Source organism: Epibacterium sp. ABZ3_068 (assembly GCF_056159265.1).
On record NZ_JBSWUV010000001.1, the window covers coordinates 1,987,349 to 2,013,468 of the forward strand.

General features: G+C 57.6%; 28 protein-coding genes and 1 pseudogene. 16 read left to right on the forward strand and 13 right to left on the reverse strand.

Annotation, left to right across the window (positions count from 1 at the left end):
• Window positions 1–41: 41 nt before the first annotated feature.
• The 5 genes from ACXAEW_RS09575 to ACXAEW_RS09595 all read right to left on the reverse strand — a co-directional run bounded on the left by ACXAEW_RS09575 (window position 42) and on the right by ACXAEW_RS09595 (window position 4,253).
• Window positions 42–518 carry a YHS domain-containing (seleno)protein gene (locus ACXAEW_RS09575; RefSeq protein ID WP_474941102.1) on the reverse strand — a complete coding sequence of 159 codons (477 nt, stop codon included), beginning with the start codon at window positions 516–518 and terminating at the stop codon, window positions 42–44.
• Between the two features lie 290 nt (window positions 519–808).
• Window positions 809–1,414 (reverse strand): glycerol-3-phosphate 1-O-acyltransferase PlsY, encoded by a 606-nt coding sequence (gene plsY / locus ACXAEW_RS09580; RefSeq protein ID WP_474941103.1) that lies wholly within the window; start codon window positions 1,412–1,414, stop codon window positions 809–811.
• Window positions 1,415–1,417: 3 nt separating this feature from the next.
• Window positions 1,418–2,695 carry a dihydroorotase gene (pyrC, locus tag ACXAEW_RS09585; RefSeq protein WP_474941104.1) on the reverse strand — a complete coding sequence of 426 codons (1,278 nt, stop codon included), beginning with the start codon at window positions 2,693–2,695 and terminating at the stop codon, window positions 1,418–1,420.
• Window positions 2,696–2,720: 25 nt separating this feature from the next.
• On the reverse strand, window positions 2,721–3,284 hold the full coding sequence (locus tag ACXAEW_RS09590) for a hypothetical protein (RefSeq protein WP_474941105.1): 564 nt from the start codon (window positions 3,282–3,284) through the stop codon (window positions 2,721–2,723).
• A 3-nt stretch (window positions 3,285–3,287) separates the two neighbouring features.
• The gene (locus ACXAEW_RS09595; protein ID WP_474941106.1) at window positions 3,288–4,253 is read right to left on the reverse strand and encodes an aspartate carbamoyltransferase catalytic subunit; all 966 of its coding nucleotides are present in this window, start codon (window positions 4,251–4,253) and stop codon (window positions 3,288–3,290) included.
• A 214-nt stretch (window positions 4,254–4,467) separates the two neighbouring features.
• Between ACXAEW_RS09595 and ACXAEW_RS09600 the strand changes: the two genes are divergently transcribed.
• From ACXAEW_RS09600 to ACXAEW_RS09620, 5 genes are all read left to right on the forward strand, one after another.
• Entirely contained in the window at window positions 4,468–5,229 is a 762-nt protein-coding gene (locus ACXAEW_RS09600; protein WP_474941107.1) for a uracil-DNA glycosylase, read from the forward strand.
• A gap of 4 nt (window positions 5,230–5,233) precedes the next feature.
• Window positions 5,234–5,857 (forward strand): LysE family translocator, encoded by a 624-nt coding sequence (locus ACXAEW_RS09605; protein ID WP_474941108.1) that lies wholly within the window; start codon window positions 5,234–5,236, stop codon window positions 5,855–5,857.
• 5 nt (window positions 5,858–5,862) lie between these two features.
• On the forward strand, window positions 5,863–6,405 hold the full coding sequence (gene moaB / locus ACXAEW_RS09610; RefSeq protein WP_474941109.1) for a molybdenum cofactor biosynthesis protein B: 543 nt from the start codon (window positions 5,863–5,865) through the stop codon (window positions 6,403–6,405).
• Window positions 6,406–6,508: 103 nt separating this feature from the next.
• Entirely contained in the window at window positions 6,509–7,969 is a 1,461-nt protein-coding gene (locus ACXAEW_RS09615) for an efflux RND transporter periplasmic adaptor subunit (RefSeq protein ID WP_474941110.1), read from the forward strand.
• A gap of 3 nt (window positions 7,970–7,972) precedes the next feature.
• Window positions 7,973–11,365, forward strand: a complete 3,393-nt coding sequence (locus ACXAEW_RS09620; protein ID WP_474941111.1) for an efflux RND transporter permease subunit — start codon at window positions 7,973–7,975, stop codon at window positions 11,363–11,365.
• On the opposite strand, the gene ACXAEW_RS09625 is transcribed toward ACXAEW_RS09620, so the two are convergent.
• Together ACXAEW_RS09625 and ACXAEW_RS09630 are read right to left on the reverse strand one after the other, a co-directional pair.
• Entirely contained in the window at window positions 11,335–11,787 is a 453-nt protein-coding gene (locus tag ACXAEW_RS09625; protein WP_474941112.1) for an NUDIX hydrolase, read from the reverse strand. The genes ACXAEW_RS09620 and ACXAEW_RS09625 overlap by 31 nt on opposite strands.
• Complete coding sequence (locus ACXAEW_RS09630; protein ID WP_474941113.1) at window positions 11,784–12,614, reverse strand: protein-disulfide reductase DsbD domain-containing protein; 831 nt, start codon at window positions 12,612–12,614, stop codon at window positions 11,784–11,786. The genes ACXAEW_RS09625 and ACXAEW_RS09630 overlap by 4 nt, the downstream gene beginning before the upstream one ends.
• A gap of 143 nt (window positions 12,615–12,757) precedes the next feature.
• Between ACXAEW_RS09630 and ACXAEW_RS09635 the strand changes: the two are divergent.
• A pseudogene (locus tag ACXAEW_RS09635) lies at window positions 12,758–13,330 on the forward strand (YqgE/AlgH family protein); the annotation flags it as partial.
• Between the two features lie 6 nt (window positions 13,331–13,336).
• Here ACXAEW_RS09635 and ACXAEW_RS09640 read toward each other — a convergent pair.
• A complete protein-coding gene (locus ACXAEW_RS09640) occupies window positions 13,337–14,287 on the reverse strand; it encodes an L-threonylcarbamoyladenylate synthase (protein WP_474941114.1) in 951 nt (316 codons plus the stop codon).
• 185 nt (window positions 14,288–14,472) lie between these two features.
• On the opposite strand from ACXAEW_RS09640, the gene ACXAEW_RS09645 reads away from it, so the two are divergent.
• The 5 genes from ACXAEW_RS09645 (at window position 14,473) to ACXAEW_RS09665 (ending at window position 18,609) form a co-directional block, all read left to right on the forward strand.
• Entirely contained in the window at window positions 14,473–16,173 is a 1,701-nt protein-coding gene (locus tag ACXAEW_RS09645) for an acyl-CoA dehydrogenase (protein ID WP_474941115.1), read from the forward strand.
• 3 nt (window positions 16,174–16,176) lie between these two features.
• Window positions 16,177–17,223, forward strand: coding sequence for an MBL fold metallo-hydrolase (locus ACXAEW_RS09650; RefSeq protein ID WP_474941116.1), 1,047 nt, complete (start codon window positions 16,177–16,179; stop codon window positions 17,221–17,223).
• A gap of 30 nt (window positions 17,224–17,253) precedes the next feature.
• Window positions 17,254–17,712, forward strand: a complete 459-nt coding sequence (locus ACXAEW_RS09655; RefSeq protein WP_474941117.1) for a DUF6173 family protein — start codon at window positions 17,254–17,256, stop codon at window positions 17,710–17,712.
• A gap of 132 nt (window positions 17,713–17,844) precedes the next feature.
• Window positions 17,845–17,979 carry an aa3-type cytochrome c oxidase subunit IV gene (locus ACXAEW_RS09660; protein WP_474941118.1) on the forward strand — a complete coding sequence of 45 codons (135 nt, stop codon included), beginning with the start codon at window positions 17,845–17,847 and terminating at the stop codon, window positions 17,977–17,979.
• Window positions 17,980–17,997: 18 nt separating this feature from the next.
• A complete protein-coding gene (locus ACXAEW_RS09665; protein ID WP_474941119.1) occupies window positions 17,998–18,609 on the forward strand; it encodes an acylphosphatase in 612 nt (203 codons plus the stop codon).
• A 10-nt stretch (window positions 18,610–18,619) separates the two neighbouring features.
• Here the strand turns inward: ACXAEW_RS09665 and ACXAEW_RS09670 are convergent, their stop codons facing one another.
• Together ACXAEW_RS09670 and ACXAEW_RS09675 are read right to left on the reverse strand one after the other, a co-directional pair.
• A complete protein-coding gene (locus ACXAEW_RS09670; protein WP_474941120.1) occupies window positions 18,620–18,952 on the reverse strand; it encodes an AzlD domain-containing protein in 333 nt (110 codons plus the stop codon).
• Window positions 18,949–19,707, reverse strand: a complete 759-nt coding sequence (locus ACXAEW_RS09675; protein ID WP_474941121.1) for an AzlC family ABC transporter permease — start codon at window positions 19,705–19,707, stop codon at window positions 18,949–18,951. Before ACXAEW_RS09675 ends, ACXAEW_RS09670 begins: the two co-directional genes overlap by 4 nt.
• Window positions 19,708–19,810: 103 nt before the next feature.
• Here ACXAEW_RS09675 and ACXAEW_RS09680 point away from each other — a divergent pair, with 103 nt between their 5' ends.
• The 4 genes from ACXAEW_RS09680 (at window position 19,811) to ACXAEW_RS09695 (ending at window position 23,153) form a co-directional block, all read left to right on the forward strand.
• Window positions 19,811–20,644, forward strand: coding sequence for a formate dehydrogenase accessory sulfurtransferase FdhD (locus ACXAEW_RS09680; RefSeq protein ID WP_474943019.1), 834 nt, complete (start codon window positions 19,811–19,813; stop codon window positions 20,642–20,644).
• Between the two features lie 90 nt (window positions 20,645–20,734).
• Window positions 20,735–21,373: a molybdenum cofactor guanylyltransferase MobA gene (mobA, locus tag ACXAEW_RS09685; protein ID WP_474941122.1), complete on the forward strand. Its 639-nt coding sequence runs from the start codon at window positions 20,735–20,737 to the stop codon at window positions 21,371–21,373.
• Window positions 21,370–21,894 carry a molybdopterin-guanine dinucleotide biosynthesis protein B gene (mobB, locus tag ACXAEW_RS09690; protein ID WP_474941123.1) on the forward strand — a complete coding sequence of 175 codons (525 nt, stop codon included), beginning with the start codon at window positions 21,370–21,372 and terminating at the stop codon, window positions 21,892–21,894. Before mobA ends, mobB begins: the two co-directional genes overlap by 4 nt.
• The gene (locus ACXAEW_RS09695) at window positions 21,891–23,153 is read left to right on the forward strand and encodes a molybdenum cofactor synthesis domain-containing protein (RefSeq protein ID WP_474941124.1); all 1,263 of its coding nucleotides are present in this window, start codon (window positions 21,891–21,893) and stop codon (window positions 23,151–23,153) included. The genes mobB and ACXAEW_RS09695 overlap by 4 nt, the downstream gene beginning before the upstream one ends.
• 201 nt (window positions 23,154–23,354) lie before the next feature.
• On the opposite strand, the gene ACXAEW_RS09700 is transcribed toward ACXAEW_RS09695, so the two are convergent.
• The 3 genes from ACXAEW_RS09700 to ACXAEW_RS09710 all read right to left on the reverse strand — a co-directional run bounded on the left by ACXAEW_RS09700 (window position 23,355) and on the right by ACXAEW_RS09710 (window position 25,502).
• A complete protein-coding gene (locus ACXAEW_RS09700) occupies window positions 23,355–24,377 on the reverse strand; it encodes a hypothetical protein (RefSeq protein WP_474941125.1) in 1,023 nt (340 codons plus the stop codon).
• 27 nt (window positions 24,378–24,404) lie between these two features.
• Entirely contained in the window at window positions 24,405–24,875 is a 471-nt protein-coding gene (gene greA, locus ACXAEW_RS09705) for a transcription elongation factor GreA (protein ID WP_474941126.1), read from the reverse strand.
• 246 nt (window positions 24,876–25,121) lie between these two features.
• Complete coding sequence (locus tag ACXAEW_RS09710; RefSeq protein ID WP_474941127.1) at window positions 25,122–25,502, reverse strand: VOC family protein; 381 nt, start codon at window positions 25,500–25,502, stop codon at window positions 25,122–25,124.
• A gap of 90 nt (window positions 25,503–25,592) precedes the next feature.
• On the opposite strand from ACXAEW_RS09710, the gene soxR reads away from it, so the two are divergent.
• On the forward strand, window positions 25,593–26,060 hold the full coding sequence (soxR, locus tag ACXAEW_RS09715) for a redox-sensitive transcriptional activator SoxR (protein WP_474941128.1): 468 nt from the start codon (window positions 25,593–25,595) through the stop codon (window positions 26,058–26,060).
• Window positions 26,061–26,120 lie beyond the last annotated feature (60 nt).

Here is a 26,120-nt window from a genome sequence, read left to right on the forward strand (position 1 = left end):
GGCAAAGCACCTGTGATGGGCAGGCTAGGAGGTGAAGCGCGTTATTGCGCCTGCAGCTCTTCTGGGGTTTTCTCTCCGATTTCATCCCAGTTTACGTCTGCACGTTCGATAAAGCCCGGAATGTCGCCTTCCCAGCGTTCCTGAATATCTTTGGAGAGGTTCAGGTACAGAACATCGTCCACGATTTTCCAATAGGTTGGGTCTCCGTCAAATTTGAAGCCCATAGCAGCGCCAAATGCGCAGTATCCGCCGTATGCCGGGATATAGGCTTCGGGGTTCTTTTCAAATGCAGCTTTGTTTTCTTCGGTGGCAAAGCGATAGGTCGCTTCGTCAAATGTGGAGGTAATTTTCCAGTTGCCCTTGGTGGGCGCGCCATCGGTGAAATAGGCTACCGGATCATATCCTTGCAGTGCGAGGCCGGTAGAGGTCGCGTTGTATTCAACGCCAGCTGCAAGAGTAGACGTTGCAACGGCGACTGAAAGTGCGATGCCGCCCAGGATGGATTTTGCCTTGATCATGATATGATACCTTCTTGTGCCCAGGAGGCGAAAATTGCCTCATAAGCTTGGAGTTACGAGTGGTCGGGCAGGACGTTCACCTGCCGCTTCTCAGATGTGGGAGGTGCCCAAATCTTGTTCAAATCAACTGAAATTGATTGTGCACTTGCGCAGGTGCGAATGAGAAAAAGCGCACCTTAACTGATTGGTTAATGTTTCGAGATCACGTAAAAAGATATATATTTTTCAAATGGTTGTATTGTCAATTGGTGAATGAGAAAACACTGATCGACAGGAGAGGTTTTGGGGAATTATTTTTGCCCGATCTTGGGTTCTGCTCCCGCTAGAAGCCGCTTTATGTTGGCCAAATGACGCCAGATCACAAATCCCGTGAGCAAAATTGCAAGCGATGTCACGTTTCCGTGCCCAAGGAGCAGTGCCCACAGGGGGGAGGATACAGCCGCGACAAGTGCGCCCATCGAGGAAATACGGCTGAGCGCGGCCGCAGCCAGCCAGGTCAGGCAGCAGGCAACCCCAACCGGCCAGGCCAAGGCAAGCATAAGGCCGAGAAAAGTGGCAACGCCTTTTCCGCCGTTAAATCTGAGCCAGACCGGAAAGCAGTGCCCAACAAATGCCAAAAGTCCGGCCAGCTGCGCCGCGTCCTCACCTGCCAGAAAACGCGCCGCGAGGACCGCCGCCGCGCCCTTGCCGCCATCCAAAAAGAGTGTCAGTGCCGCAGCGGCCTTGCTGCCGGTGCGCAGCACATTGGTTGTGCCGATGTTACCCGATCCAATCTCGCGCAGATTGCCGAGTCCCATGGCCCGGGTCAGAAGCAGGCCAAAAGGGATTGATCCCAACAGGTATCCGATTACACCCCACAGGAGCAGAGCGGGCAGGGCGATCTCGAGACTTGGCATGGTTTACCTTTCAAATACGCATGTTCCGGCAACATAAGTCGCCAGCACATGCCCTTGCAATTTTTGCCCGTCGAACGGCGTATTCTGTGACTTTGACCGCAGGTTGAACCGGTCCAGAACAAAGGGCACATCCGCGTCAAACATCACCAGATCTGCCGGTGCGCCGGTGGCGAGCCGCCCGCTCTCCAATCCCAACCGTTTGGCCGGGTTCAAAGCCATTGCACGGAACAATGTTGGTAAATCCAGCAGATCCGAGTGATACAGCCGCAGCGCGGCGGGCAAAAGCGTTTCCAGCCCGACGGCGCCCGACGCGGCCTCTTCAAACGGGAGGCGTTTGCTTTCCTCGTCCTGTGGCGTGTGCATCGAGGAAATTGTATCAATCAGACCGCTGCGCACTGCATCCACCACGGCCAGACGGTCTTCTTCACTGCGCAGCGGCGGCTTGACCTTGAAGAACGTGCGATAATCCGCAACGTCCAGCTCGTTCAGCGTCAGGTGGTGGATCGAGGTGCCCGCGGTGATGTCCAACCCGTTCTTCTTTGCACGTTCCAGTGCTGGAAGCGCGCGTGCGGTTGTGATCTGGTCTGCGTGGTATCTGGCGCCAGTCATCTCCAACAGTGCAATATCCCGGTCCAGCCCCATCCGTTCTGCCATCGGGGAAACAGCAGGTAAGCCGCGCAAGGTTGCAAACTTGCCAGATGTCGCTGCCGCTCCAGCACTCAGCGTTGGTTCCTGGGGGTGGGCAATGACCAGCGCGCCGCAGGATTTTGCGTAAGACAGCGCGCGGCTGAAAACCTTGGTATTTTGTACGACCTTGTCACAGTCCGAGAATGCAACTGCACCGGCATCCAGCAGAAAGCCGATTTCCACCATTTCGCGCCCCTCGCGCCCTTTGGTCAGGGAGGCCATGGCCAGCACGTTGACAGGTGTATCAGCCTGTGCGCGGCGGGTTACAAATTCCAGCGTTTCGGGGGTATCGATCGTCGGAAGCGTATCGGGGCGTGTGACAATTGTTGTTACGCCCCCGGCAGCAGCAGCCAGACCCGCGGATTTATAGCTTTCTTTGTGACGCTCACCGGGCTCGCAAACCTTTACGCCGATGTCGACGATACCAGGGGCCAGGCATTTGCCTTTGCAGTCCACAACCTGTGCCGCATTTGGCAGTGCGTCGCCTTCATTCAGGACAGCTGCGATCTTGCCATCCTGAACCAAAAGGTGCCCCAGGCTGTCGCTCCCAGCTTCCGGGTCAATCAGGCGGGCATTGGTGAAAAGAAGCGTCATGTCTGAGGTTCTTTCAAGTCAAAGGTCACAGGATCAGCGTGGCAAGGATGAGGATAAAGAGGCTCATCACCACCACAAAAAAGATAAAGCCTAGGCGGCGCGCTTCGGCGCGAGCCTGGCGGGGGGGAAGTTTTGCAATGGGTTTCTGTGGTTTGGCGCTGTCAGCAGTCACAGGGCGCGCGCTCCATGTGGCGGATGCTTCGGGATAGGTAGCCACCAGAGAGACCTGGTCCGAAGGGGTCAGGCGCGTTTCCTGCCCGGCAAAGGCGCGGGAGCGCAACACCAGCATCGGACCGGTCAGAGATGTCAGTTTGGCGTGTTCGGAGTGCAGATCTTCGACCGCGACCCCGCATCCTTCGGTCAGATACCCAGCCAGTCCAAGGTCTTCGAGATCGGCCACATCAAACAGATCGGCCTGCGCCATATCCAGCGTTTCCACCCCAAGGATCTGCGCCAAGGCCCCGGGCTCATCACGGACAAAGGCCAGTTGTTCCGGGCGCATCTCCAGTTGGAAAAGGCGAATCTTGCCGTGTTCCCCGGCCGGGATCACGATGTCGTGGTCTGAGCTGCTGGCCTTGGGCGCCGTCATGGATCAGGCGGCCTCACCTTGGCGGCGAAGGCGGAGGTTTCGCGCCAGAAGGTCCATCGCAGCCATGCGCACGGCCACACCCATTTCGACCTGTTCCTGAATGACAGAGCGGTTGATATCATCGGCGATTGTGCCGTCAATTTCTACTCCGCGGTTCATCGGGCCAGGGTGCATGACAATGGCATCCGGTTTCGCCAGCGCCAGTTTTTCGGCATCCAGGCCAAAGCGGTGGTAATATTCACGTTCGGACGGGATAAAGCCGCCGTCCATACGTTCTTTTTGAAGGCGCAGCATCATGACCACGTCAACATCCTTCAGGCCTTCGCGCATGTCGTCATAGATCTCGGCCCCGAACTCTGCAAAATGGCCGGGCACCAGCGTCGGCGGGCCGATCAGACGAATGCGGTTTTCCATCTTGCCCAAAAGGATCAGGTTGGACCGCGCCACGCGACTGTGGGCGATGTCACCGCAGATCGCAATGTTCAAGCGGTGCAGGCGTCCTTTGGCGCGGCGAATGGTCAATGCATCCAGCAGGGCCTGTGTCGGGTGTTCGTGCTTTCCGTCGCCTGCGTTCAGCACCGCACAGTTGACCTTTTGCGACAGCAGATCCACCGCGCCGGAATGGGGATGTCGAACCACCAGCAGGTCCGGATGCATCGCATTCAGCGTCATGGCCGTGTCAATCAGCGTCTCGCCTTTCTTGATCGACGAGGCCTGCATGGCCATGTTCATCACATCCGCGCCCAGACGTTTGCCTGCCAGCTCAAAGCTCGCCTGCGTCCGGGTAGAGTTTTCAAAGAACATGTTGATCTGTGTAAGGCCCGCCAGCGCATCCGCATGTTTCTGGGTCTGCCGGTTCAGCTCAACATAGGTATCTGCCAGATCAAGGATCTCGGTGATTTCCAGCGGGTGCAGTGGCTCGATTCCCAACAGATGGTTCTGGCGGAAATAGGTGGGCGCATCGGACATGGGCAGTCTCCTTTTGGGGGCAGGCATTGCGGTTTCAATGTCCTGGCTCCGGCGGATTTGGCGGCACTTATAGGCGGCACATTGGTTTGGGGCAAGGTGCTGAAACAATGGTAAAGAGAATGAGCTATGTGGGAGAGATTTCCGGTCGGCGTATTTGGCAATAGATGGAAACGCGGGTGGTTTCGCTCAGGCGCGTGGCAGGGTAGCTTAACGCATGGAATCGGCAATGGATTATTGGAGCGCCAAGGCGCTGTTGGAATGGCAGGTGGAGCTTGGGGCGACCGACGCGTTGTGCGATGCGCCGGTTGATCGCTATGCTTTGCAAAAAACTGCGCAAAAGCCTGCCAAACCCGATGCTGCTCCTCAGATTATCAAGCCAAAAGAAGTCGACCCTGTCGTCGAGGCAAAAAAGGCAGCGGCCGCCTGCAATAGCCTGCCAGCCCTAAAGGATGCCTTGGCAGGGTTTGACCATTGCCTCCTGAAGCGCGGTGCCCGCAATCTGGTGTTTGCCGATGGGCAGGCGGGGGCACGGGTGATGATCATTGGTGAGGCGCCGGGGCGCGATGAGGATTTGCAAGGCAAACCCTTTGTCGGTCGGGCTGGCCAGCTGTTGGACAAGATGCTGGAAGCCATTGATCTGAGCCGTTCGGAAAACGTGTACATCACCAATGTCCTGCCTTGGCGACCGCCGCAAAACCGCGACCCGGAACCCGCAGAAATGGCGATGATGCTGCCGTTTCTGGAACGACATGTAGCGTTGGCAAAGCCCGATGTTCTGGTTCTGATGGGGAACATCAGCTGCCAGGCTGTGCTGGGTCGTCGTGGGATCACCCGTTTGCGCGGCAAATGGGATCAGGCCTGGGGCAAACCGGCAATGCCGATGTTTCACCCGGCCTTCCTGTTGCGCCAGCCTCAGCAGAAACGACAGGCCTGGGCGGATCTTCTGGACCTGAAAGCGCGCCTGAGGGCGCAATGAAGCCATGATTGACGCAATTACACTTTTGACCTTTGTACCGGCGGCACTGGCTCTGAATGTCACCCCGGGCGCTGATATGCTGTTTTGTATCGGTCAGGGGACTCGTTCAGGTTCGCGCGCTGCCGTACTTGCCAGCGCAGGTGTGGCGGTCGGCGCAATGATTCACGTGACGCTTGCAGGGCTTGGACTTGGGGCGTTGGTTGCGCAGGTGCCCGTCGTGTTTGAGGTGATCCGCTGGGTCGGGGTGGCCTATCTTCTGTATCTGGCATGGGGTGCGTTTTGCGCTGTGCCCAAGCGAAAGGCGCAGCCGGTTGAGGTGGCACAGGGCGCGGCCTTTCGCAGCGGCCTGATTGTAAACCTGTCAAATCCCAAGGTTATCCTGTTTGTTCTGGCCTTCTTACCGCAGTTTATCTTGCCCGAGGCCGGATCCATACTGGGGCAGTTCCTGTTGCTTGGGGCGATTATTTCTGTAGGTGGTTTTTTGGTAAACGCCACTGCCGGAATGATGGCGGGGCGGCTTGGGCGTGCATTGTCGGCAGGGACTGGCCTGTCGGTCTGGCTAGATCGGATCACCGGCGGCATCTTCGCGGCATTGGCGGTTCGACTGGCCATCATGGAAAGGATCTGATCGCCATGTCCCGTATTGATGAAAGCAAAGAATTTATCCCTGTTCGCATTGCCATTCTGACCGTCTCGGACAGCCGCAACATGGAAGACGACCGCTCTGGTCAGGTTCTGGTAGATCGGTTGACTGCCGCAGGACATGTTCTGGCAGACCGCAAGATCCTGCGTGATGAACGCGCGGAGATTGCGGACCAACTGCGCGCATGGGTGACGGATGACGATGTGGATGTTGTGATCTCTACCGGGGGCACTGGGCTGACAGGGCGTGATGTCACGGTAGAGGCGCACCGTGATGTTTACGAAAAAGAAATCGACGCGTTTGGGACTGTCTTTACGATCATCTCGATGCAGAAAATCGGCACATCGGCGGTGCAATCTCGCGCGACCGGAGGTGTGGCGGGCGCGACTTATCTTTTTGCACTGCCGGGCAGCCCCGGTGCATGCAAAGACGGGTGGGATGAAATCCTCTCAAAACAACTTGATTACCGGCATTTGCCTTGTAACTTTGTTGAGATAATGCCCAGATTGGACGAACATTTGCGACGGAAGTGATCCACTGCTGCGTGAAAGCTCGTAACAGACCGGAAGAGTTGATAAACTTTCCCGAGCTATTTCGGTGGAATCCTGCCACTGAATGCTAAAAAAGGATCTTGGGATGCGCTTTCTGCGGCAAAGCCTTGTGGGGCTCTTTTTTACAGCGCTGGCGTTGGGGTTTTTGGCCTATTCAGGCCAGATGGTTTACACTGCGATAGAGGCTTATCTGAACGAGGAAACCAACCAGCGTCCGGCGCGTGAACGGGTTTTTACCGTAAATGTGGTTACGGCCGAGGTCAGCGAAGAACATCCCGAATTGGTGGTTTTTGGCCGGATCGAAAGCCGCAGACGGTTGGAGCTTCGGGTTCCGGCATCCGGCCGCGTTGTAACTTTGTCTGATGCTTTTGTCGAAGGTGGGAGTGTCCGGCAGGGCGAAATCCTGGCACAATTAGACCCTGCTGATGCGCGCGCTGCTCTTGCAAGTGCCGAAGCCGATCAGATGGACGCCGCTGCTGAGACACGGGATGCAGCCCGTGCTTTGGACCTGGCACGGGACGAGTTGGCCGCCGCAGAGGAACAAGCCGACCTGCGCACCCGCGCATTTCAACGTCAAAAGGACCTGCAGTCACGCGGTGTCGGCACGGCTGCAGCCGTCGAGGAGGCGGAGCTGGTTGCAGCGCAGGCGCGCCAATCCGTGATTACCCGTCGACAGGCGCTCAGCCAGGCTGAGGCGCGCGTGGATCAGGCCGCAACAAGTGAAGCCCGCGCGGCCATCGCCGTAGAGACCACAAAACGCGATCTGGAAGACATGACCGTTGTGGCTGAATTTTCCGGCAACCTGGAAGAAGTGTCCGTGGTTAAGGGACGGCTGGTCTCAGCCAATGAAAAACTTGCTGAGCTTGTGGACCCCCGACAGCTTGAGGTCGCCTTTCGGGTCTCAACTGTTCAATACGCCCGTCTTCTGGACGAAGAGGGGCGATTGCTGCCGTTGCCGGTTTCGGTACGGCTTGATGCGACCGGCGCAGACCTTGAAGCGACCGGCGTGATCTCCCGCGACAGCGGTGCGGCGGGGGGCGGGCAGACAGGGCGTTTTATCTATGCCCGCATTGATAGGGCTCCGGGGTTTAAGCCGGATGACTTTGTCACTGTTTCAGTGCGCGAACCGGCAGTCCGTGGCGTAGTCAGGGTGGCCTCTTCAGCGCTAGGGTCGGACGGGACAGTTCTGGTGCTGGACGAGGACAATCGCCTGCTCAGCCTGAATGTTGAGCTGGTGCGTCGTCAGGGCGATGACGTTCTGATCCGCGGATCAGGCCTTGTGGGGCGGGAGATTGTGGTTGGGCGCACGCCGCTTTTGGGCAGCGGGATCCTTGTGACCCCCTTGCGGCAGAACGCAGATGCTGCTGAAATCCAAAAGCCTGACATGATTGAGTTGACTGATGAACGACGCGCGCGCCTTGTGTCATTTGTCGAAGGCAACCCGCGCATGCCCGACGAGGCCAAACAGCGCGTCTTGGGCCAGCTCGCCCAATCCCGTGTTCCTGCGGCCTTGGTGGACCGGATCGAATCCCGGATGGGGGGATAACCCATGGTGAAGGATCTGCCAGATCAGGCCAAAGGGCTTTTGTCGTACTTCACCCGACACAAAACAGCCGCAAATCTTTTGTTGGTGGTTCTGCTGATCTTGGGAGCGGCCGCAATTCCCAATATGCGGGCGCAGTTCTTCCCGGATGTGATTGTCGAAAGCGTTTCGGTCAGTGTCACTTGGGATGATGCCGGTCCCGAAGATGTGGATGCCGCTATTGTGCAGGCTCTGGAGCCTGCGCTTCTGGCCGTGGATGGTGTTGTCTCAACCGAGTCCAGTTCACGGGAGGGGCGTGCGTCCATAAGTTTGGAATTCGAACCCGGTTGGGACATGTCACGCGCGTCAGATGACGTGCAGACCGCGGTTGATGCGATCACCACGTTGCCGGAAGAGGCAGACGACCCGTCCGTGAGCCGCGGTGGGTGGCGTGACAGAGTAACAGACATCGTCATCTCTGGCCCGATCGACCCGGAACAATTAGCGCAATTCGCCGATGAGCTGGTTGTGCGTCTTTTTGATGTAGGTGTGACACGAACTACGATTCGTGGCCTTGCTGCGCCCCAAACCATTGTCGAGGTCACGTCCGCACAACTTGTTGCCAATGACATCACTATGGCGGATATCGCAAGCGCTATCGCAGGTGAGGTGGACGCGAACCCGGCGGGGGAGGTGGAAGGCGCAAATGCCCGTGTCCGAACCGGCGTTGAACGGCGCAGCCCGGAAGAATTGATTGAAATCGTACTTCGCGTGAACGACGACGGATCCGTCCTGACCGTGGGCGATGTGGCGCGGGTTCGGGTTGATGGGGTCACGCGTGAGCGATCCTATTTCGTAGACGATGATCGTGCGATGTCAATCCGCGTGGATCGCTCGGATAAGGGAGACGCGATTAAGATTCAAAATACCGTACAGGAAACGGTTGATGCCTTTCAGGAAACCCTGCCAGAGGGTGTCTCTGCCCGTCTGATCCGCACGCGGGCAGAGGCGATTTCTGGCCGTTTGGATATCTTGTTGGACAACGGTCTGATGGGACTTGGATTGGTGGTTCTGCTGCTGTTTTTGTTCCTGAATGCACGTATCGCAATTTGGGTGGCCGCCGGGATTCCGGCGGCGATGTTCGCGGCCATTGCCGTGATGTATGCAGGTGGTCTGACGATCAATATGATCAGCCTGTTTGGCCTGATCATAACCCTTGGGATTGTCGTGGATGATGCCATCGTGGTGGGCGAACACGCCGATTTTCGTGTCCGGAGATTGGGGGAAAGCCCGGTCCAGGCCGCCGAAAATGCCGCCCGCCGAATGGCGCTGCCGGTGATGGCAGCGGCGCTCACGACCATCATCGCGTTTTTTGGCCTGACAAACATCAGTGGCCGATTTGGAGATCTGATCCGGGACATTCCCCTGACGGTTATCGCCGTCCTTGCGGCCTCTCTTGTGGAATGTTTCTTTATCCTGCCCAACCACATGGCTCATGCGTTGTCTCATGCCGGCAAAGGCAATTGGTATGAGTACCCAAACCGTATGGTGGACAAAGGGTTCCGCTGGTCGCGCGAAAATCTTTTCCGTCCTCTTATGGGGGTGGTCGTGCGCGCGCGCTATGCGGTGTTTGCAGGTGCCGTTCTGCTGCTCGCTACTCAGATGGTCCTGTTTATCAACGGCGATGTTCAATGGCGGTTCTTCAATGCGCCGGAGCGCGGTTCGGTTACTGGCAATTTTGCAATGGCCGAAGGGGCAACGCGCGCGGATTCTCTGGCGATGATGCAGGAGATGCAGCGCGCGACCGAAGAACTGGGCAAAGAATACGAAGAGCGTTATGGCCTTAACCCGCTGGAATTTGTGATGGCCGAAGTCGGTGGCAATGCCGGGCGTGGGTTGGGGGGTGTCGACAGTAAGGATGCCAACCTATTGGGCGGGATTTCGATTGAACTGATTGATGCAGACCTTCGCCCCTATTCCTCCTTTGCTTTTGTGGGAGAATTGCAGGACCGCGTCCAGCGCCACCCGCTGGTAGAGGTCGTTTCCTTCCGTGGCTGGCGCTCTGGTCCGGGTGGGGATGCACTGGATGTGCAGTTCTATGGTCGCGATCTTGACGTCCTGAAAGCTGCGTCCGAAGACCTTAAAACTGCACTTGCCGAATTTGGTGAGGTCTCAGCGGTCGAAGATACGCTTGCCTATGACAAGGAGGAGCTGGTTCTAGACCTTACTCCCCAGGGGCAGGCCATGGAGTTCTCCATTGATGACCTGGGCAGTGTTCTTCGTGCACGCCTTGGCGGGATCGAGGCTGCAACCTACCCGGACGGTCCTCGAAACGCTGAAATCCGGGTGGAGCTGCCTGCAGGTGAGCTATCAGCAGATTTTCTGGAAACCATGCAGTTGCGCGCACCCAGCGGCGCCTATGTACCTTTGGCCGACATCGTCTCGGTCACCCGACGCAGTGGTTTCACAACGGTACAGCGTGAAAACGGCCTGCGGGTGCTAAGCGTGACAGGCGATATTTCCGAAGATGACCCGGCCCGCGCTGCGGAAATCATAGAGCGTTTGGAGCAGGAAATCCTGCCGGGTATTGCCAGCGAACGACAGGTGGAATGGCAATTGTCCGGCCTGAGCGAGCAGGAAGATACGTTTCTGCTGGATGCGCGTGATGCGCTTGTCTTGGTCCTCGCGGGTATTTACCTGGTGCTGGCCTGGATCTTTGGCAGTTGGACGCGCCCGTTTGTGGTGATGGCGATTATTCCGTTCGGCCTCGTCGGGACGATCTGGGGGCACTATATCTGGGATGTCCCTCTGTCGATGTTTACCGTTGTCGGGCTGCTGGGGATGACCGGGATCATTATCAACGACTCGATTGTTCTGGTGACAACCATCGATGAATATGCCGAGACGCGCGGCTTGCGCCCGTCGATCATCGAAGGCGCCTCTGACCGATTGCGACCGGTGCTGTTGACGACATTGACCACGGTGCTTGGTCTGGCTCCGCTGATGTATGAAGGGTCCCAGCAGGCCCAGTTTTTGAAGCCGACCGTTATCACGCTGGTCTATGGCCTTGGGTTTGGCATGGGGCTGGTCTTGCTTGTGGTGCCGGCTCTGATTGCCATTCAGGAAGACCTGCAACGGGTGCGCATCGCACTGCGCCGGGGATTGCGCTATGCTGGCTTGTCGCCGCTGTTGGGGGGCGCGTCTTTGGTGATGCTGTGTCTTTTTGCACTCACCCTGGGGTGGGTCATGGTCACAGGCCATCTTTGGCCACCGTTGGCGCAGGCCTTGCCGCAGGCCGACAGGATTGCGCCCTTATCTGTCGCCTTTCTGCTCTTTGTGCTGAGTGCGGCAGGGGTCTGCCTTTTGGCCTATGGGGTGGGAGCCTTACGCTATCTTTCGCTGCGCAAGACCCGCGCCTGAGCGGCACGGGCAACATCCGCGACCTGCGGGAGGAGATCGAGCCCCAGGCGTTCAATCTCTTCAACCGAAACCCAACGCGCATCGTCGGCATCGTCCAGCGGCGTCGGTGTGCCAGAGCGATAGGCGCAAAGCACCGCGCCCAGAACATAATGCAGGATTACTTTGCCACTTTCGTCATGCTGGATAACGTCCACGGGCGGGAAAACCTCAATCGCCTCAGCGCTGACACCTGTTTCTTCCAGAAGCTCACGCACAGCGGCCTCTGACAGGGCTTCTCCCCATTCGACATGGCCACCGGGAAATCCCCAGGCTCCGCGGTTGGGGTCCTTTCCGCGCTGAACCAGGATCACATGGGCTGCTCCGTCAACTATATGGCAGACAACAGCAATTGCGCCCAGTACTGGCCGTTTGGGAGAGGTCATCCGGTGGTGCAGCCCTGAATATCAACCGCGTGCTTCTGGCCCAAAACCGTGATCCGCACGGCGGAACGATCAACAGAGATCAACGTATCATCCACACTGTAGAACTCGGTCTCTGCGACCAGAACACGCCCTTCGCGACGGGCCTGCGTTTCGCCTGCCTGCAAGAAGGGGGAGCCGGGCTCGATTACAGCAATTTCTGTTCCACCGGCCGAGGGCATGGTGATCCGTGCGGTGACTTTCATCCCGTATTGCGTCGGCGACAGGCGGCAGGTTGCGGATCTTACCCCCCCTTCGCGCGCTGAAAACGGGCGACTGGCAAGGGCTGCGAGAATGGCCGGGTTGCGGTTTGCCTCGCCATCCAGCGCATGGTCAAAGCTCAACTGCGATGGCACACAGACCTCCCGGCAGATCCCGATGCCGATCTGTCCCTTCAGGCGCACAGGTCTTCCCTTGGTTTTGGGGGTCACTTCAACGGGCAAGACCATCTGATCGTGATAGCCAAGTGTACGCAGGCCAGAGGTCAGGAACACCTCTGGGGCAGGCCAGGTAATTTTGACATCCGCCACATTCTGCGACCCTTTCCAGGAGAACGTCGGCGGAATCCCGGCGTCTCCGGGGGTGCGCCAATAGGTCTTCCAACCGTCCGACAGGGTCACCCGTAGGGCACCCATGACCGTGCCTTCTCGGGTCGTGCCGCCATCCAGAACATCGATCTGAACCAGATCATCGGGCAAACTTTGTGCATGCGCTGACGTCCCCAAAAAGAACGACGACAGGGTCAAAACAGTTGCAAGGGCAAGATATGTGGAGGCGGAAAACTTTGTCATGCCTCCTTACATGAGCGTTAATCATCCAGAATCCAAGAAGGCAATTCTTCAAGTTGCTAAACTATCGCGTGAATTTGTTTGCGGGCTAAGCTCTTGCACGATGCACGTGCGGGGGGCATTGTGGTGAGGTCAATAACAACAAAAGCGAGCATCAGTCTATGGATCTGACCGGTAAACTCCTGATTGCCATGCCTGAAATTGGAGATCCCCGGTTTGACCAATCCCTTGTCTATCTTTGTTCCCACACGGAAGAGGGAGCAATGGGGCTGATTGTCAACAAAGCTGCCCCCGGTGTGGTCCTGGGCGATATCCTTGAACAACTGGACATAGAGATCACAGAAGCCCCCAACCGGCAGATCCCTGTGCGTTTTGGCGGGCCGGTTGAGACCCAGCGTGGATTTGTTCTTCATTCTTCAGAATATGAATCAAATGTAAGTTCGCTGGCGGTGGCCGATGGGTTCTCCATGACCGCCACACTGGATGTGTTGGAAGACATTGCCGGGGGCTGCGGGCCTGAGCGATTTATTATCATGCTCGGCTATGCGGGCTGGGGGCCCGGTCAACTGGAGGCAGAAATTGGTGAAAACGGCTGGCTCACGACCGATGCATCGTTCGAACTGATCTTTGACACAATTGATGGCGACAAATGGGTTGCCGCGCTCAAGACCTTGGGGATTGATCCGATCGTCTTGTCGGCCCGGGCGGGGCACGCCTGAAATTTCTCACTCGCGCGGTGCTGCCGCGCGCCGTAACCTGTCATTTATTGCACGTCCCAGACCATGGTCTGGGATTGAAGCCACTGCAATGGGGGCGTTTTTTGCATCCAGCTGGTGGAGATAGTCAAACAGATTGGCAGCGGCCTCAGCTAGGTCGCCACCGGGGGAGAGGTTCAGGTCACCGTCCACCGCACCAAAACCCAGAAACAGCTCTCCTGCTTGGGGCGCATCTGCGAACAAACGCATTGTCGCATTTGGGGCGTAATGAGAGAGCAACTGCCCTGGCGCCGTCAGCGGATCTGCCTGATCGCGGTCCATAACGCTTTGCTTTAGAACCTTCTCGATCTCTTCAACAGCGAGACCGCCGGGGCGCAACAACACAGGCTTGTCATGAACAAGACCGAGGATGGTGGATTCAAGTCCCACGCCACAGGCCCCGTCATCAACAACAGCAGCAATTTTCCCATCAAGCCCAGAGTGAACATGGGTTGCAGTGGTTGGACTGATGCGGCCGGATGGGTTGGCAGATGGGGCAGCCACGGGCCCGCCAACCAAAGAGAGCAGGCGCTGCGCTGTCGGATGGGCAGGCACGCGAACGGCCAGTGTCGAAAGTCCGGCTGTTACCAGGGAGCTGACGCCATGCCCCTGGCGTAGCGGTAGGACCAGTGTCAAAGGTCCGGGCCAGAAAGCATCCGCCAGCCGTTGCGCAAAATCCGACCATTGGACCAATTCCTTTACCGCATCCACATCCGCTACATGGGCGATCAGGGGATTGAAACTAGGTCGTCCTTTGGCCGCGTAAATAGCTGCGACGGTCTTACCCACCAGCGCGTTGCCGCCCAGACCGTAAACGGTTTCTGTCGGGAAGGCGACCAGTTCGCCTTGGCGCAACAAGGCGGCGGCCTGGGCCAGATCGGCCTCGGACGGGCCAAGGCTGAGGGTTGAAATCGGGTTCATGCTGTGACGCGGCGTTTAGGTTGATCAGGAGATTGGGGCTTGTAGGTATGATGTTCAGGGTGGCCCTGTGTACCGCCAAGACCTCGTGAAGCCAAGGGTTGTCGCGCTGTTCAATGCCCGCATCGCCGGGGCCTGCGTCCATGTGCGATGGCCCGACATCTGTAGTGACTATAGGAAGGGACGCAATGACCTATCGCGCCGCCACATCTGAGTATGAGTTCATCCTGAACACGATCATCGGCTTTGAAGAGGCCACCGCGACCGAGACTTTTGCCGAGGCTACGCCGGATCTGGTGACAGCGATTCTCGGCGAAGCGGGGCGTCTGTGTGATGAGGTCATGGCCCCTCTGCAACGCGGCAGCGATATGGAGGGCGCGCGCCTGGAAAACGGCGTTGTGCGCACCTCACCCGGTTTTGCGGACGGCTGGAAAGCGATTACTGAAGGCGGCTGGGTTGGTATGAATGCAAGTCCGGAATATGGCGGGATGGGGCTGCCTTTTTCCGTGACAACCGCCGTGAACGAGATGATGGCAGGGGCCTGCCTCTCTCTGCAACTGGCCCCCTTGATGAGCCAGGGGCAGATCGAAGCGCTGGATGCGCATGCATCGGAGGCGATCAAGGACCTTTATTTGCCGAAACTGATCTCTGGCGAATGGACCGGCACCATGAACCTGACCGAACCGCAAGCGGGGTCGGATGTGGGGGCGCTGACGTCCAAAGCCGTGGACAATGGCGATGGCACCTATGCGGTAACCGGGCAAAAGATCTATATTTCCTGGGGAGACAATGATTTTGCCGAAAACGTGGTGCATCTGGTTCTGGCGCGCCTGCCTGACGGGGTGCCGGGAACCAAGGGGATCTCGCTTTTTGTGGTGCCGAAATTCATCCCCGATGAAAATGGCAAACCTGGAAAGGCCAATGATCTGAAGGTGGTCAGCCTTGAACATAAAATGGGGCTGCACGGCTCCCCGACCTGTGTGATGCAATATGACGGGGCCACCGGCTGGCTGGTGGGCAATGAGCATGGCGGTATGGCGGCCATGTTCACCATGATGAACAACGCCCGCCTTGGCGTCGGGGGGCAGGGGGTCGGCACCGCCGAAGGCGCCTATCAACACGCGCTGGCCTATGCGCTGGACCGAAAGCAAGGGCGCACGGCGTCAGGAACCATCGTGGATCACGCGGATGTCCGCCGTATGTTGATGGAGATGAAGGCAGACCTTTTTGCCTCTCGGGCGATCATGCTGGCCAATGCCCATGCGATCGACATGTCTCACGCCACGGATGACGCGACCTGGGCAACCCGCGCGGCCTTCCTGACTCCGATCACCAAAGTGTTCGGCACAGAAGTTGGCATGCGCGTGGCTGAGACCGGCGTGCAGGTCTTTGGCGGCATGGGTTTCATCGAGGAAAGCGGCGCGGCGCAGTATTATCGCGACGTCCGTGTGACCGCGATTTATGAGGGGACGAATGGTATCCAGTCCATGGATCTTGTGGCGCGTAAGATGATGGACGGCGGAGAAATGGCCGGCCGGCTGTTGGATGAAGTCGAAGACCTTGCCGAAACGGCTCGTGCGACCAACCCCAAAATGACGGATGCGCTATGGAACGCCTGCGAGGCGCTTCGCGATGCAACCGACTGGCTGGTGAAACAGGACATGCAGGATCGGTTTGCGGGAAGCCTTGCCTATCTGCGCGCCTTTGCCCGCGTGTTGGGGGGGTATTATCATCTGAAGGCCGCCCAGGCCGATCCAGGCGGTCCTCGCGAAAAGCTGGCACGTTTCTATATGTCGCGTATGTTGCCCGAATACGCCGCCCATCTGGCCGCTGCAACCGCGGGCAGTGAGGGCGTATTTGCCCTTACGCTCGAAGAGCTTGCAGGATAGATCATGACCAGCGTTCCCGACGTCACGCTCAAGTTTCCTTTTGAAACCCCACCCGAGGAAGGCGCGGCGATTGAGGTGGCCGAGGGGGTTCTTTGGCTGCGCTTGCCTTTGCCGATGAAGCTGGATCACGTAAATATCTATGCGCTGGATGAGGGCGATAGCTGGACGATCATTGATACCGGCATCAACTCCCGTCGCTCCCGCGCCCTTTGGGAGAGGCTGATGGCAGGCCCTTTGGGCGGAAAACCCGTGGGTCGCGTTGTGGTGACCCATCATCACCCGGATCACGTGGGTCTGGCCGGATGGTTTCAATCTGAATATGGTGCCGAGCTTGTCACCACCCGAACGGCCTGGCTGTTCTCCCGCATGTTAACGCTCGATGAACAAGAGGTCTGGCCCAGAGAAACATTGGCCTATTATCGAAGCGCGGGTATGGATCCGGAGATCTATGACGCGCGTGCGTCGGACCGGCCGTTTAATTTTGCCGATACCGTTTACCCGATGCCCCTGGGGTTTGCCCGCGTCAAACAGGGAGACCAGATCCAGATGGGCGGGCGCATGTGGGATGTCCATATCGGCAATGGACATGCGCCCGAACACGCAACTTTTTGGAGCAGGGATGACAATCTGGTGCTGTGCGGTGACCAGATCCTTTCGTCCATCAGCCCCAATATTGGTGTTTATGCAACCGAACCCATGGCGGATCCGCTGGCCGATTGGCTGGAGGCTTGTGAGCGCCTGTCGCAACTCACGCGCCCCGAACATCTGGCCCTGGGAGGGCACAAACTGCCGTTTCAGCGTCTGCCTCTGCGCATGCGTCAGCTGATCGACAATCACCATGGTGCGCTGGACCGCCTGCGAGAGGCTTTGGACGAACCTCATACTGCCGCAGATTGTTTTCCTTATCTCTTCAAACGCAAGATCGGCACTGGCGAATATGGGCTGGCGTTGGTTGAAGCGGTTGCCCATGTGAACCATCTCTTCCATATGGGAGAGGTAGAGCGTTGGGCGCGTGAAGATGGTGCCTGGCTCTATCGCCGTAAAGGGTAGAACGGGTCTTTGGGCCAGAAGGGGAAGAGCATGGACAATAAAATTGCAACCAGTGAAGAAGTCGCAGAATCGGCTGTACTGCCGTGTGTTTACGAGGTGCACACCGACCCGGACGCCTGCGCCGCGCTGACCACAGTGCCCAAAGAGCTGCAAAAGCCGGTTGAAACCAAAAGCGCCGCCCGCTGGGCCTATGAACGCCTTGTGCTGTACATCCAGAACTTTGAAAAGCAGCTGGACGCGGAACATGAAGTGGCAATCGGGATGACCGGTGGGGATGTCGGCGTGCTGCGGATCGAAGGAATCGGCTATTTCGATCCTGATATTATTACATTTTACGGCACCGATACCAGCGGTGCGCGGACCCAGCTGGTGCAGCATGTTACCCGGCTGAATGTCATGTTACGGGCCACCCAAAAGCCGGTAAAAGAGGCACCCGCCAACCGCATAGGCTTCCGGTTGGCCAAGGATCTGGAAAACCCCTCCGTCTAGTTTGTCGTCACCTTACGGTCACAATTTCTGTGATTGGCACAATACTGTGATATTTCGACCAAAAGCTAAGGTGACATCAGGCGGTTATTTCAGTATCCAGAACACATTGATTAGGGACGAGGACCTGTAAGAATGGCTGAACATAAACACGGAACCATGGATATCACCGTTCAGGAACAAACCTATGCGGGATTTATTTCGTTTGTGACCCGTTTCTGTGTGGTTCTTGTGGGATTCGTGATCTTCCTGGCAATTTTTGCCATCTGATCTTTCGGAGCACTTCTCGTGAAAAAACTGTTGTGCCTGGGCGTTGTGCTTGTGGCTTTGGCTGGTTGCGCGGCGCCGCAACAACCAAATGCGGATTTGGCAACCCTGCAACGGGTCGCTTACACTGATCCTGGCGCACCAGCGCTTACACTGATCACCGTGATCAACAATCGCACGGGGAAGGGCGGGCACACTGCACTGATGGTCAGCGGCTCGGAGCGGGTTATTTTTGATCCGGCGGGATCGTTCCATGCGGATATTGTGCCGGAGTACAATGACGTCCTGTATGGTATTCGCCCGGCGGTCTTTCAGGCGTATCGCAGCGCGCATGCGCGTACGACGTTCCACGTGAAGACTCAGCGTCTCGATGTGACGCCGGAACAGGCCGAAGCTGCGTTGCAGCTTGTAAAAGGTAATGGTCGCGTACCTGGTGCCTATTGCGCCAATGCAACGTCGCGCATTCTGCAGCAGGTTCCGGGGCTGGGTCCAATTGATGTGACGTTCTACCCTGAAAAGCTCGCAAAGCAGTTCGAGACACTTGGGAACATTCAAAGCGAACTCTACTACGAAGGCGATGACGAGGACCTGAAAAAAGGTATCGCCGCCAGCAATGCTGCTTTGAACGGGTAAGGTATTTGTCTCAGCCGATCAGGCTGAGATATCCCACCAACAGAACCGCGCCCGTACCCATTGCGGCAAAGACATTACGCGTGAAATAGCCTGCCGCCAATGTTGCACAGCCAACGGCAAGATGGATTGCACTAGGCTCGCCGCCTGTTGGCGTTGGCCAAACCACCAGTGGCGCAACAAGGGCCGGGATGATGGCCACAGCCGTATAGCGCAGGTGACGCATCAGCCATTCCGGCATCGCGCGACCACCCATAATTCCGATAAATGCAAATCGAAGGGCAAAACTGCCGACCGCCAGGCCAATGATCACAGTCCATAGGGTGATTGGATCTATATTGCTCATGCCTGTGTCTCCTGTGTTGCTGTGCCAGTTGCGCCATTTGGACTGTGACCGCCAGCTGGGGGTAAATGCAGCTCTGCCTGTGCTCCGGCAATCATGCCTGCCAACCCTGCGACGATCAGGCCGAGGTTGTAGGGCAGCATGGAAGCCGGCAGGGAAACGGCGATTGCGGTGAAGCAGGCCACAACATGGGCTGGTGTGCGCAGCATCGGACCAATCATCGCCAGAAATGCCAACGGCAGGACAAAGTCGAGGCCCCAGCTTTCTGGAACCTGATTGCCCAAAACTGCGCCCACCACCGTGGCCAGCATCCACATAGGTGCGACCAGCCCGTTGGTGCCAAAGAAATACGCCAGCCTCTGGTTCAGGCTCAGCGGTTCTCCGGTCTCAAACTGCACAATTGACAAGGCATAGGATTGGTCCACCGTGAAATAGGCGGCAAACGCCCGTTTCCACAGCGGTGCCTCACCCAAATAGGGTGTAAGAGAAGCCGAATACATTGCGACCCGAAGATTTACCGCCAAAGCGGAGATCAGGACAATTGCCGTAGGGGCCTGTTCCTGCATCAACTGCAAGGCCGTGAACTGCGCTGACCCCGCAAAGACTGCCATGGAAAAACTGAATGCCGTCAGCACATCCAATCCGGCTTCACTCGCCAGAACGCCAAAGAGCAACCCAAAGGGGCCGGAGACCAGCATAAAAGGCGCACCGTCGCGAAAGCCCTTCCAAAATGCCGCACTGGTGGTGGAGATTGCCATGGGATACCTTTAAATGAATGCTATTTGGTCTAAGTCCGTTCTGGGAGTAATTCAATTGGCGAAATATGAAGAGCCCGTCGGATATGTGATTGCTCCTGACCCAATGAACCCGCGTCTGACCCGCACGGTCAGGGGCGTAGACCAGAACGGAGAGATAAATGAAATCTCTGTTGTGGAAGAACGTCCGTTGACCATCTTCTTGAACTCACAAGAAATTGTGACAGCGATGACCATTGGAGACTACCCGGAGTATCTCGCGCTTGGGTTTCTGAAAAACCAGGGCATGCTGTTGGCCACGGATGAGGTTACCGGGATTGATTATGACGAGGATCTGGAAACCGTTGTGGTGCGCACCGCGGTTGAGACCTCGCATGAAGAAAAGCTGAAGAAGAAGACCCGCACCTCTGGCTGTGCGGTGGGCACGGTTTTTGGCGATATGATGGAAGGGTTGGAGGGTGTGAGCCTGCCCAGTGCCGAACTGCGAACCAGCTGGCTTTATGGGCTTGCGCATCAGATCAACCGCACGCCGTCGCTTTATCTGGAGGCGGGGGCGATCCATGGAACTGTGCTGTGCCAGCAAGACCGGCCGCTGGTTTATATGGAGGATGTGGGCCGCCATAATGCGGTCGACAAGATCGCTGGTTGGATGCTCTCTGAAAATGTTTCGGCTGCGGACAAGATTCTCTATACAACAGGGCGCTTGACCTCTGAGATGGTGATCAAAACCGCTATGATGTGCATTCCGGTCTTGGCGTCCCGGTCCGGGTTCACCGCCTGGGGCGTTGAAATCGCGCGCGAAATCGGTCTGACATTGATCGGCCGAATGCGCGGGCAACGGTTTGTGTGTTTAAGCGGTGACGAACGCCTGGTCCGGGATATGGACCCTGCAGATGCACCGGTCGAAGAGAAGAAAAACCGCCGAAAGAGCGCAGATTGAACGCGCGTGCGCATTTCGGGCCCATCGAGGGCCGCTCAACGCGCGGCCTGTCCGGGACAGGCCCGGCGCATCTGGCAAAGGACGTGAGACATGACTAACGGTCCGCTTGGGGTCATCCTTGCAGGGGGACTTGCGACACGGATGGGCGGGGGCGACAAGGGCTTGCTGAAGGTTGGAGGGCAAAGCCTTTTATCCCATGTGGTTGACCGCCTGTCGCCGCAGGTCGCGGGGCTGGTGTTGAATGCAAATGGGGATACAAAGCGGTTTGCCGATCTGGGCCTGCCTGTTGTGCCTGACAGTGTCGGTGGCTACGTAGGGCCGCTTGCAGGTGTGTTGGCCGGTTTGGACTGGGCGGCAGAGCAGGGGGCTGAGGCAATTGTCACCGCGGCAGCTGACACGCCGTTTTTTCCCGATGATCTGGTTGCACGCCTGGTTGCCGCTTCTGAGGGCCAGACCCGTCCGCTTGTACTGGCCACGACCCCGCGGACTGGAGATGAACTGAAATCTGGTGGCCGCAGCAAGGTGAACCGGCACCCGACTTTTGGGCTTTGGCCTGTGGCCTTGCGAGAGGATTTGCGGGCAGCTTTGCAGGCGGGGCTGCGCAAGGTGGTTCTGTGGACCGATAAGCACGGTGGGCGCGAAGCTTTGTTTGAGGCGGACCCTTTTGATCCTTTCTTCAATGTCAACACGCCCGAGGATTTGCAACGGGCAGAGGAGCTTCTGAAATGAAGGTCTATGGTGTTACTGGCTGGAAGAACAATGGCAAGACCGGGTTGATGGAGCGGCTGGTGGCCGAATTCACGACGCGCGGTTTTACAGTATCCACCCTGAAACACGCGCATCATTCCACGGATGTGGACCAGTCCGGAACGGACAGCCATCGTCACCGGGTAGCAGGCGCGCAGGAGGTGGTTTTGGCCTCTGATCAACGTGTGGCTATCATGCAGGAGTTGCGCGGGGCAGAAGAACCTACGCTGACCGCGTTGCTGGCCCGTATGCGCCCGGTCGACCTGATTCTAGTCGAAGGCTACAAATGCGAGAAACATCCCAAGATCGAGGCGCACCGTGCCGCAGCCGGGCAACCGTTGATCGCGCCGCAAGACATGACAATCCGAGCGGTTGCAACGGATACGCCTTTGGATCTGGAGCGTCCGCAGTTTGATTTGAACGACACCAGAGGGATTGCGGATTTCATCGCGGCTGAGCTTAACCTGAAGGCCGAGAAGGGCAAAAAGGATGTCCCCCAATGACATTAAAGCCACCGCCATTGCGCAACGATTGCTTTGCTTTGCCCGCCGGTGTCAACTGGACGCCCGTGGATGAGGCGCTTGCCCTGCTGCGAGAGCGGCTGCATCCGGTGACAGATATTGAAACGGTGCCATTGGCCGAGGCTCTGGGGCGCGTGCTTGCCAAAGATGTTGTGGCGCAGCGCTCCAACCCGCCGCTGCCGAACTCTGCTGTTGATGGCTATGGATTCGCGGGCGGGCTGGAAAAGGGAGAGCATCTCCTCCCACTGGTGCCGGGACGTGCAGCTGCCGGCTTGGCCTTTGAGGGGGAGGTTCCTGCTGGACAAGCGATACGCATTCTAACCGGGGCCAGCCTGCCCAGAGGCGTGGACACAGTGATCCTGGAAGAGGATGTGACAACGGACGGAACATCGATTGCCTGCAGGGGGCCTCTGCGGCTCGGTGCAAACGCGCGCAAAGCCGGCGAAGATGTTGGAGCAGGTGACGTGATCCTCCCGGCTGGGCGCCGGGTAACAGCTGCTGATCTCGCGTTGGTGTCAGCGACAGGCAGCGCAAAGCTCATGGTGAGGCACGCGTTGAAAGTTGGTGTGCTCTCTACAGGGGATGAGCTTGTTGAAGCCGGAGGCAATGCCCGGCCAGGACAGATTTTTGATGCAAACCGACCGATGCTGTTGGGGATGTTGCGTCAGATGGGGCACAGGCCTATTGATCTTGGACGGGTGGCGGACGACCGGGATCGCCTACAGGCGTGCCTGAATGAAGGCGCGGCACAGGTGGATGTGATCCTGACCAGCGGTGGAGCTTCGGCTGGCGATGAAGATCATATGTCAGCTCTCTTGCGTGAGGCTGGAGCGATGCAAGAATGGCGCATCGCGATCAAACCGGGTCGTCCTTTGGCCCTTGGGATGTGGAACGGTGTGCCTGTCTTTGGTCTGCCGGGCAATCCCGTTGCCGCATTTGTTTGCAGTTTGATTTTTGCACGCCCTGCGATGGAGCTTTTGTCCGGGGCAGGTTGGGTGGCGCCGCAAGGCTTCCCGCTACCTGCAGCATTTAGCAAACGTAAGAAGCCCGGACGGCGAGAGTATCTGCGGGCGCGGGTTCGTGAAGGGCGCGTAGAAGTGTTCAAATCCGAAGGTTCAGGCCGGATCAGCGGGTTGAGCTGGGCGGACGGGCTTGTGGAGCTGGATGATGGCGCTGCCGAGATTTCTGAAGGCGACCCAGTGATGTTTTATCCCTACACCGGCTTTGGGTTGTGGTTGTAGGCCGATGAGCGAACCATGCGCTCCCGCCTGCTTCGTCACATCCCTTGTGGGATGCGCTTCGCAGTTGGGCGTGGCACCGTGCTTCGCACGGTGCGGGTTGCGCCTGAGGCTGACTGCAGCGCTCCGAAGGAGCGCTGCCAAGCCCAACGGAAGTCGGGCCGACAGGACCTGACGACGGGCGGGAGCACTTTGGTCAGTTTATCAGTCAAATGTCCCGGCAACTCTGCCCAATAGCATAAAAGCGCGTGCGGTGCGGGTTTCACTGAGGGCCGAGATTTCTGAGTCAGATGCATCGCCTTCAAACTCGGAAAACATCTGATCGAAACGGCGCAGGAAGTGATGTGCTGCATCGCGGAAGATCGGATCCTGTTTCATCCGGGCTGACGCCAGCGCAAGTGCTGCACGGTCCCGAACGCCTCCCAGTGCGGCGATTTCCCGGCCGCGTGCGCCTTGGGCAAATTGACGCCAGACTTCTGGGCGGGACATATCCGGGCGCAGATCATCCATATAGATCCCGTCCTGGCTGAGAAGCGTTAGTACATCCTGCGCCGCCTGAATGACCTGACTGGCTTTGCGATCCTGAAGCGCCAGTCGCAGTGCGACAAAGCCATCTTGATCCTCCGCCGTTTCTGGGAAGTTCATGGCTCGGATAAATTGATGCACAGGTAAAGGCGGTTTCATATCCTCTGCCGGTGTGCCCAAGGCCAATGCGCCCTGATCCTCGGCGGGTGCAGGGGGGGGCGCTGTGCCACCCCCGTCGCGATGGGGCTCGCGTCGGCTGCTTTGGAATGTCGCCAGTGCGGTTTCCGTATTGCGGGCGGCTTCGATAATTTCTTCCAGCTTTTTGGTCATCGACGGTTCAGCGACGGCCGCATTTTGCTGTGCCTGCGTCAGATAGGTCGTGCGCAGATTGTCAATCATCGCATGAAGCCGCTCACCTTCTGCCTGCACCAGGCGGGTCGAGCGGATCGACAAAGCCGCCACCCACAGCATCAAAACGGGCAACAAGAGAGCGAACAGAGACTGCACAGGGTCAGTCCAGCTGGCCACTCCGGTGCCGTCACCGTTCAATGCCCCGCTTAACAAGAAGAAGAGAACCCAAATAAGACTGAGGCCCGCCGCCACCCATTCTGCGAGCCCCAGAGGATGTACATCACTGCGTTCAAACACGGGCAGGGCGTGCGAACTCGAGGGCTTGGTGTTGGTTGGCGTCGTGCCGGTCATGAGGGCAAAGCTCTGATAAGAAAGGACTTAGGCGTAAACGATCGAAAGGATCTCGTAAGAGCGCACACCGCCGGGCGTCCGCACGTCTACACTGTCGCCTTCTTCCTTGCCAATCAAGGCCCGCGCAATGGGAGATTTGATATTCAACAGGCCTGCTTCGATATTGGCCTCATGTTCGCCCACGATCTGCCAAGTCTTTTCTTCATCGGTGTCTTCATCAACAACCGAAACCTTGGCACCGAACTTGATAGAGCCGCTCAACTTGGCTGGATTGATAACATCTGCCAGCGACAGAATGCCTTCCAGCTCTTTGATGCGGCCTTCGATGAAAGATTGCTTCTCTCGTGCCGAGTGATATTCGGCGTTTTCAGACAAATCGCCCAGCTCGCGTGCTTCTGCAATCGCCTGAATGATTGCAGGGCGCTCGACCGATTTCAGGTTTTTCAGCTCGGCCTCAAGCGCGGCAAAGCCAGAAGGCGTCATTGGGATTTTTTCCATAGGAAGGTCCGGCGTCTTTTTGTGGCTGTAAACAGCGGTTGTTATTGCTTCGAACGGGTCCGCCCCGCCGCAGGGGGTGCGGGCGGGGCGATTGAACGAGTTGGCAGATACCTGACCCAATCCTGAGGCAGATTGCAAGGGGGCGACAAGGGGGCACGTGTGAGTTTTCGCAAGGAAACTGTCCCATCCAGCGGCAAACTGCCGAGAATTCGAGGGGCTTTCACACGGCCTTTCGGCAATTCTGAATCAACCGTAGTTTACAATTTCAAACTCGATCCCGTTTTCATCGCGGAAGTAAAACCGGCGTCCGGGCTCGTAATCGTGATGTTCGCCGGGCCTGAAACCTGCGGCTTTTACGGCCTGTTCTGTGCCTTCATAGTCTTCCACGATGACGGCGAGATGGTTAAGCCCGCCGCGTGTCTTGTAGCTGACTGGAGCCTCACCCAGTGCGGCATCCGGAGTGTAGAGGGCAAGGTAGCTGTTGTCGTTGCCCACATGGACACTGTATCCGCCATCCTTGGCCTCTCCCTGCCAGCGGATGTCCCAACCAAATACGTTCTGCATCCATCCTGCGGTTGCGATGGGATTGGCGACGGTCACGTTCGCATGTTCTAAAACGGCACTCATTTTTTGATCCCCTTTTCAATATTTGACCTCTGTTTCACCTCACGCTAATTTCTAAACCTAACTTTAGGTCAAGGTTTTTCGTGAGGGAAAATGGCGCAATCCGCAGGTGTTTCTATTGGCTATTTGGCAGAACGCACCGGGCTGGCGGTTTCTGCGATCCGGTATTACGAGGCACAGGGGCTGATTACGCCCTGGCGGAACCCAGGCGGTCAGCGCCGCTTCATGCGCGCAGATATCCGTCGGCTCTCTTTCATCATGATCGCGCAGCAGTTCGGGTTTACGCTGCCGGATATTCGCGGCTTCCTGGCGGACCTTCCCGGCAATCGGACCCCCACCCCAGAGGATTGGGAACAGATCTCGCTCAATTTCCGGGACCATTTGGATCAGCGAATCGCTACTTTGCAAAAACTCAGGAACAATCTGGACGGTTGCATCGGTTGCGGCTGCCTCTCCTTGCCGAAATGCAAACTCTATAATCGTGATGACAGCGCCCGCAGCAATGGTCCAGGGCCCAGGTATTTGATGGGAGACCGCCCTTTGCCGCAAAGCAGCGATTGAATGTCGAAAATAACAGAACGTTAAGTCACCTTTGCTGCGACGCATCGTTGCAAACACAGA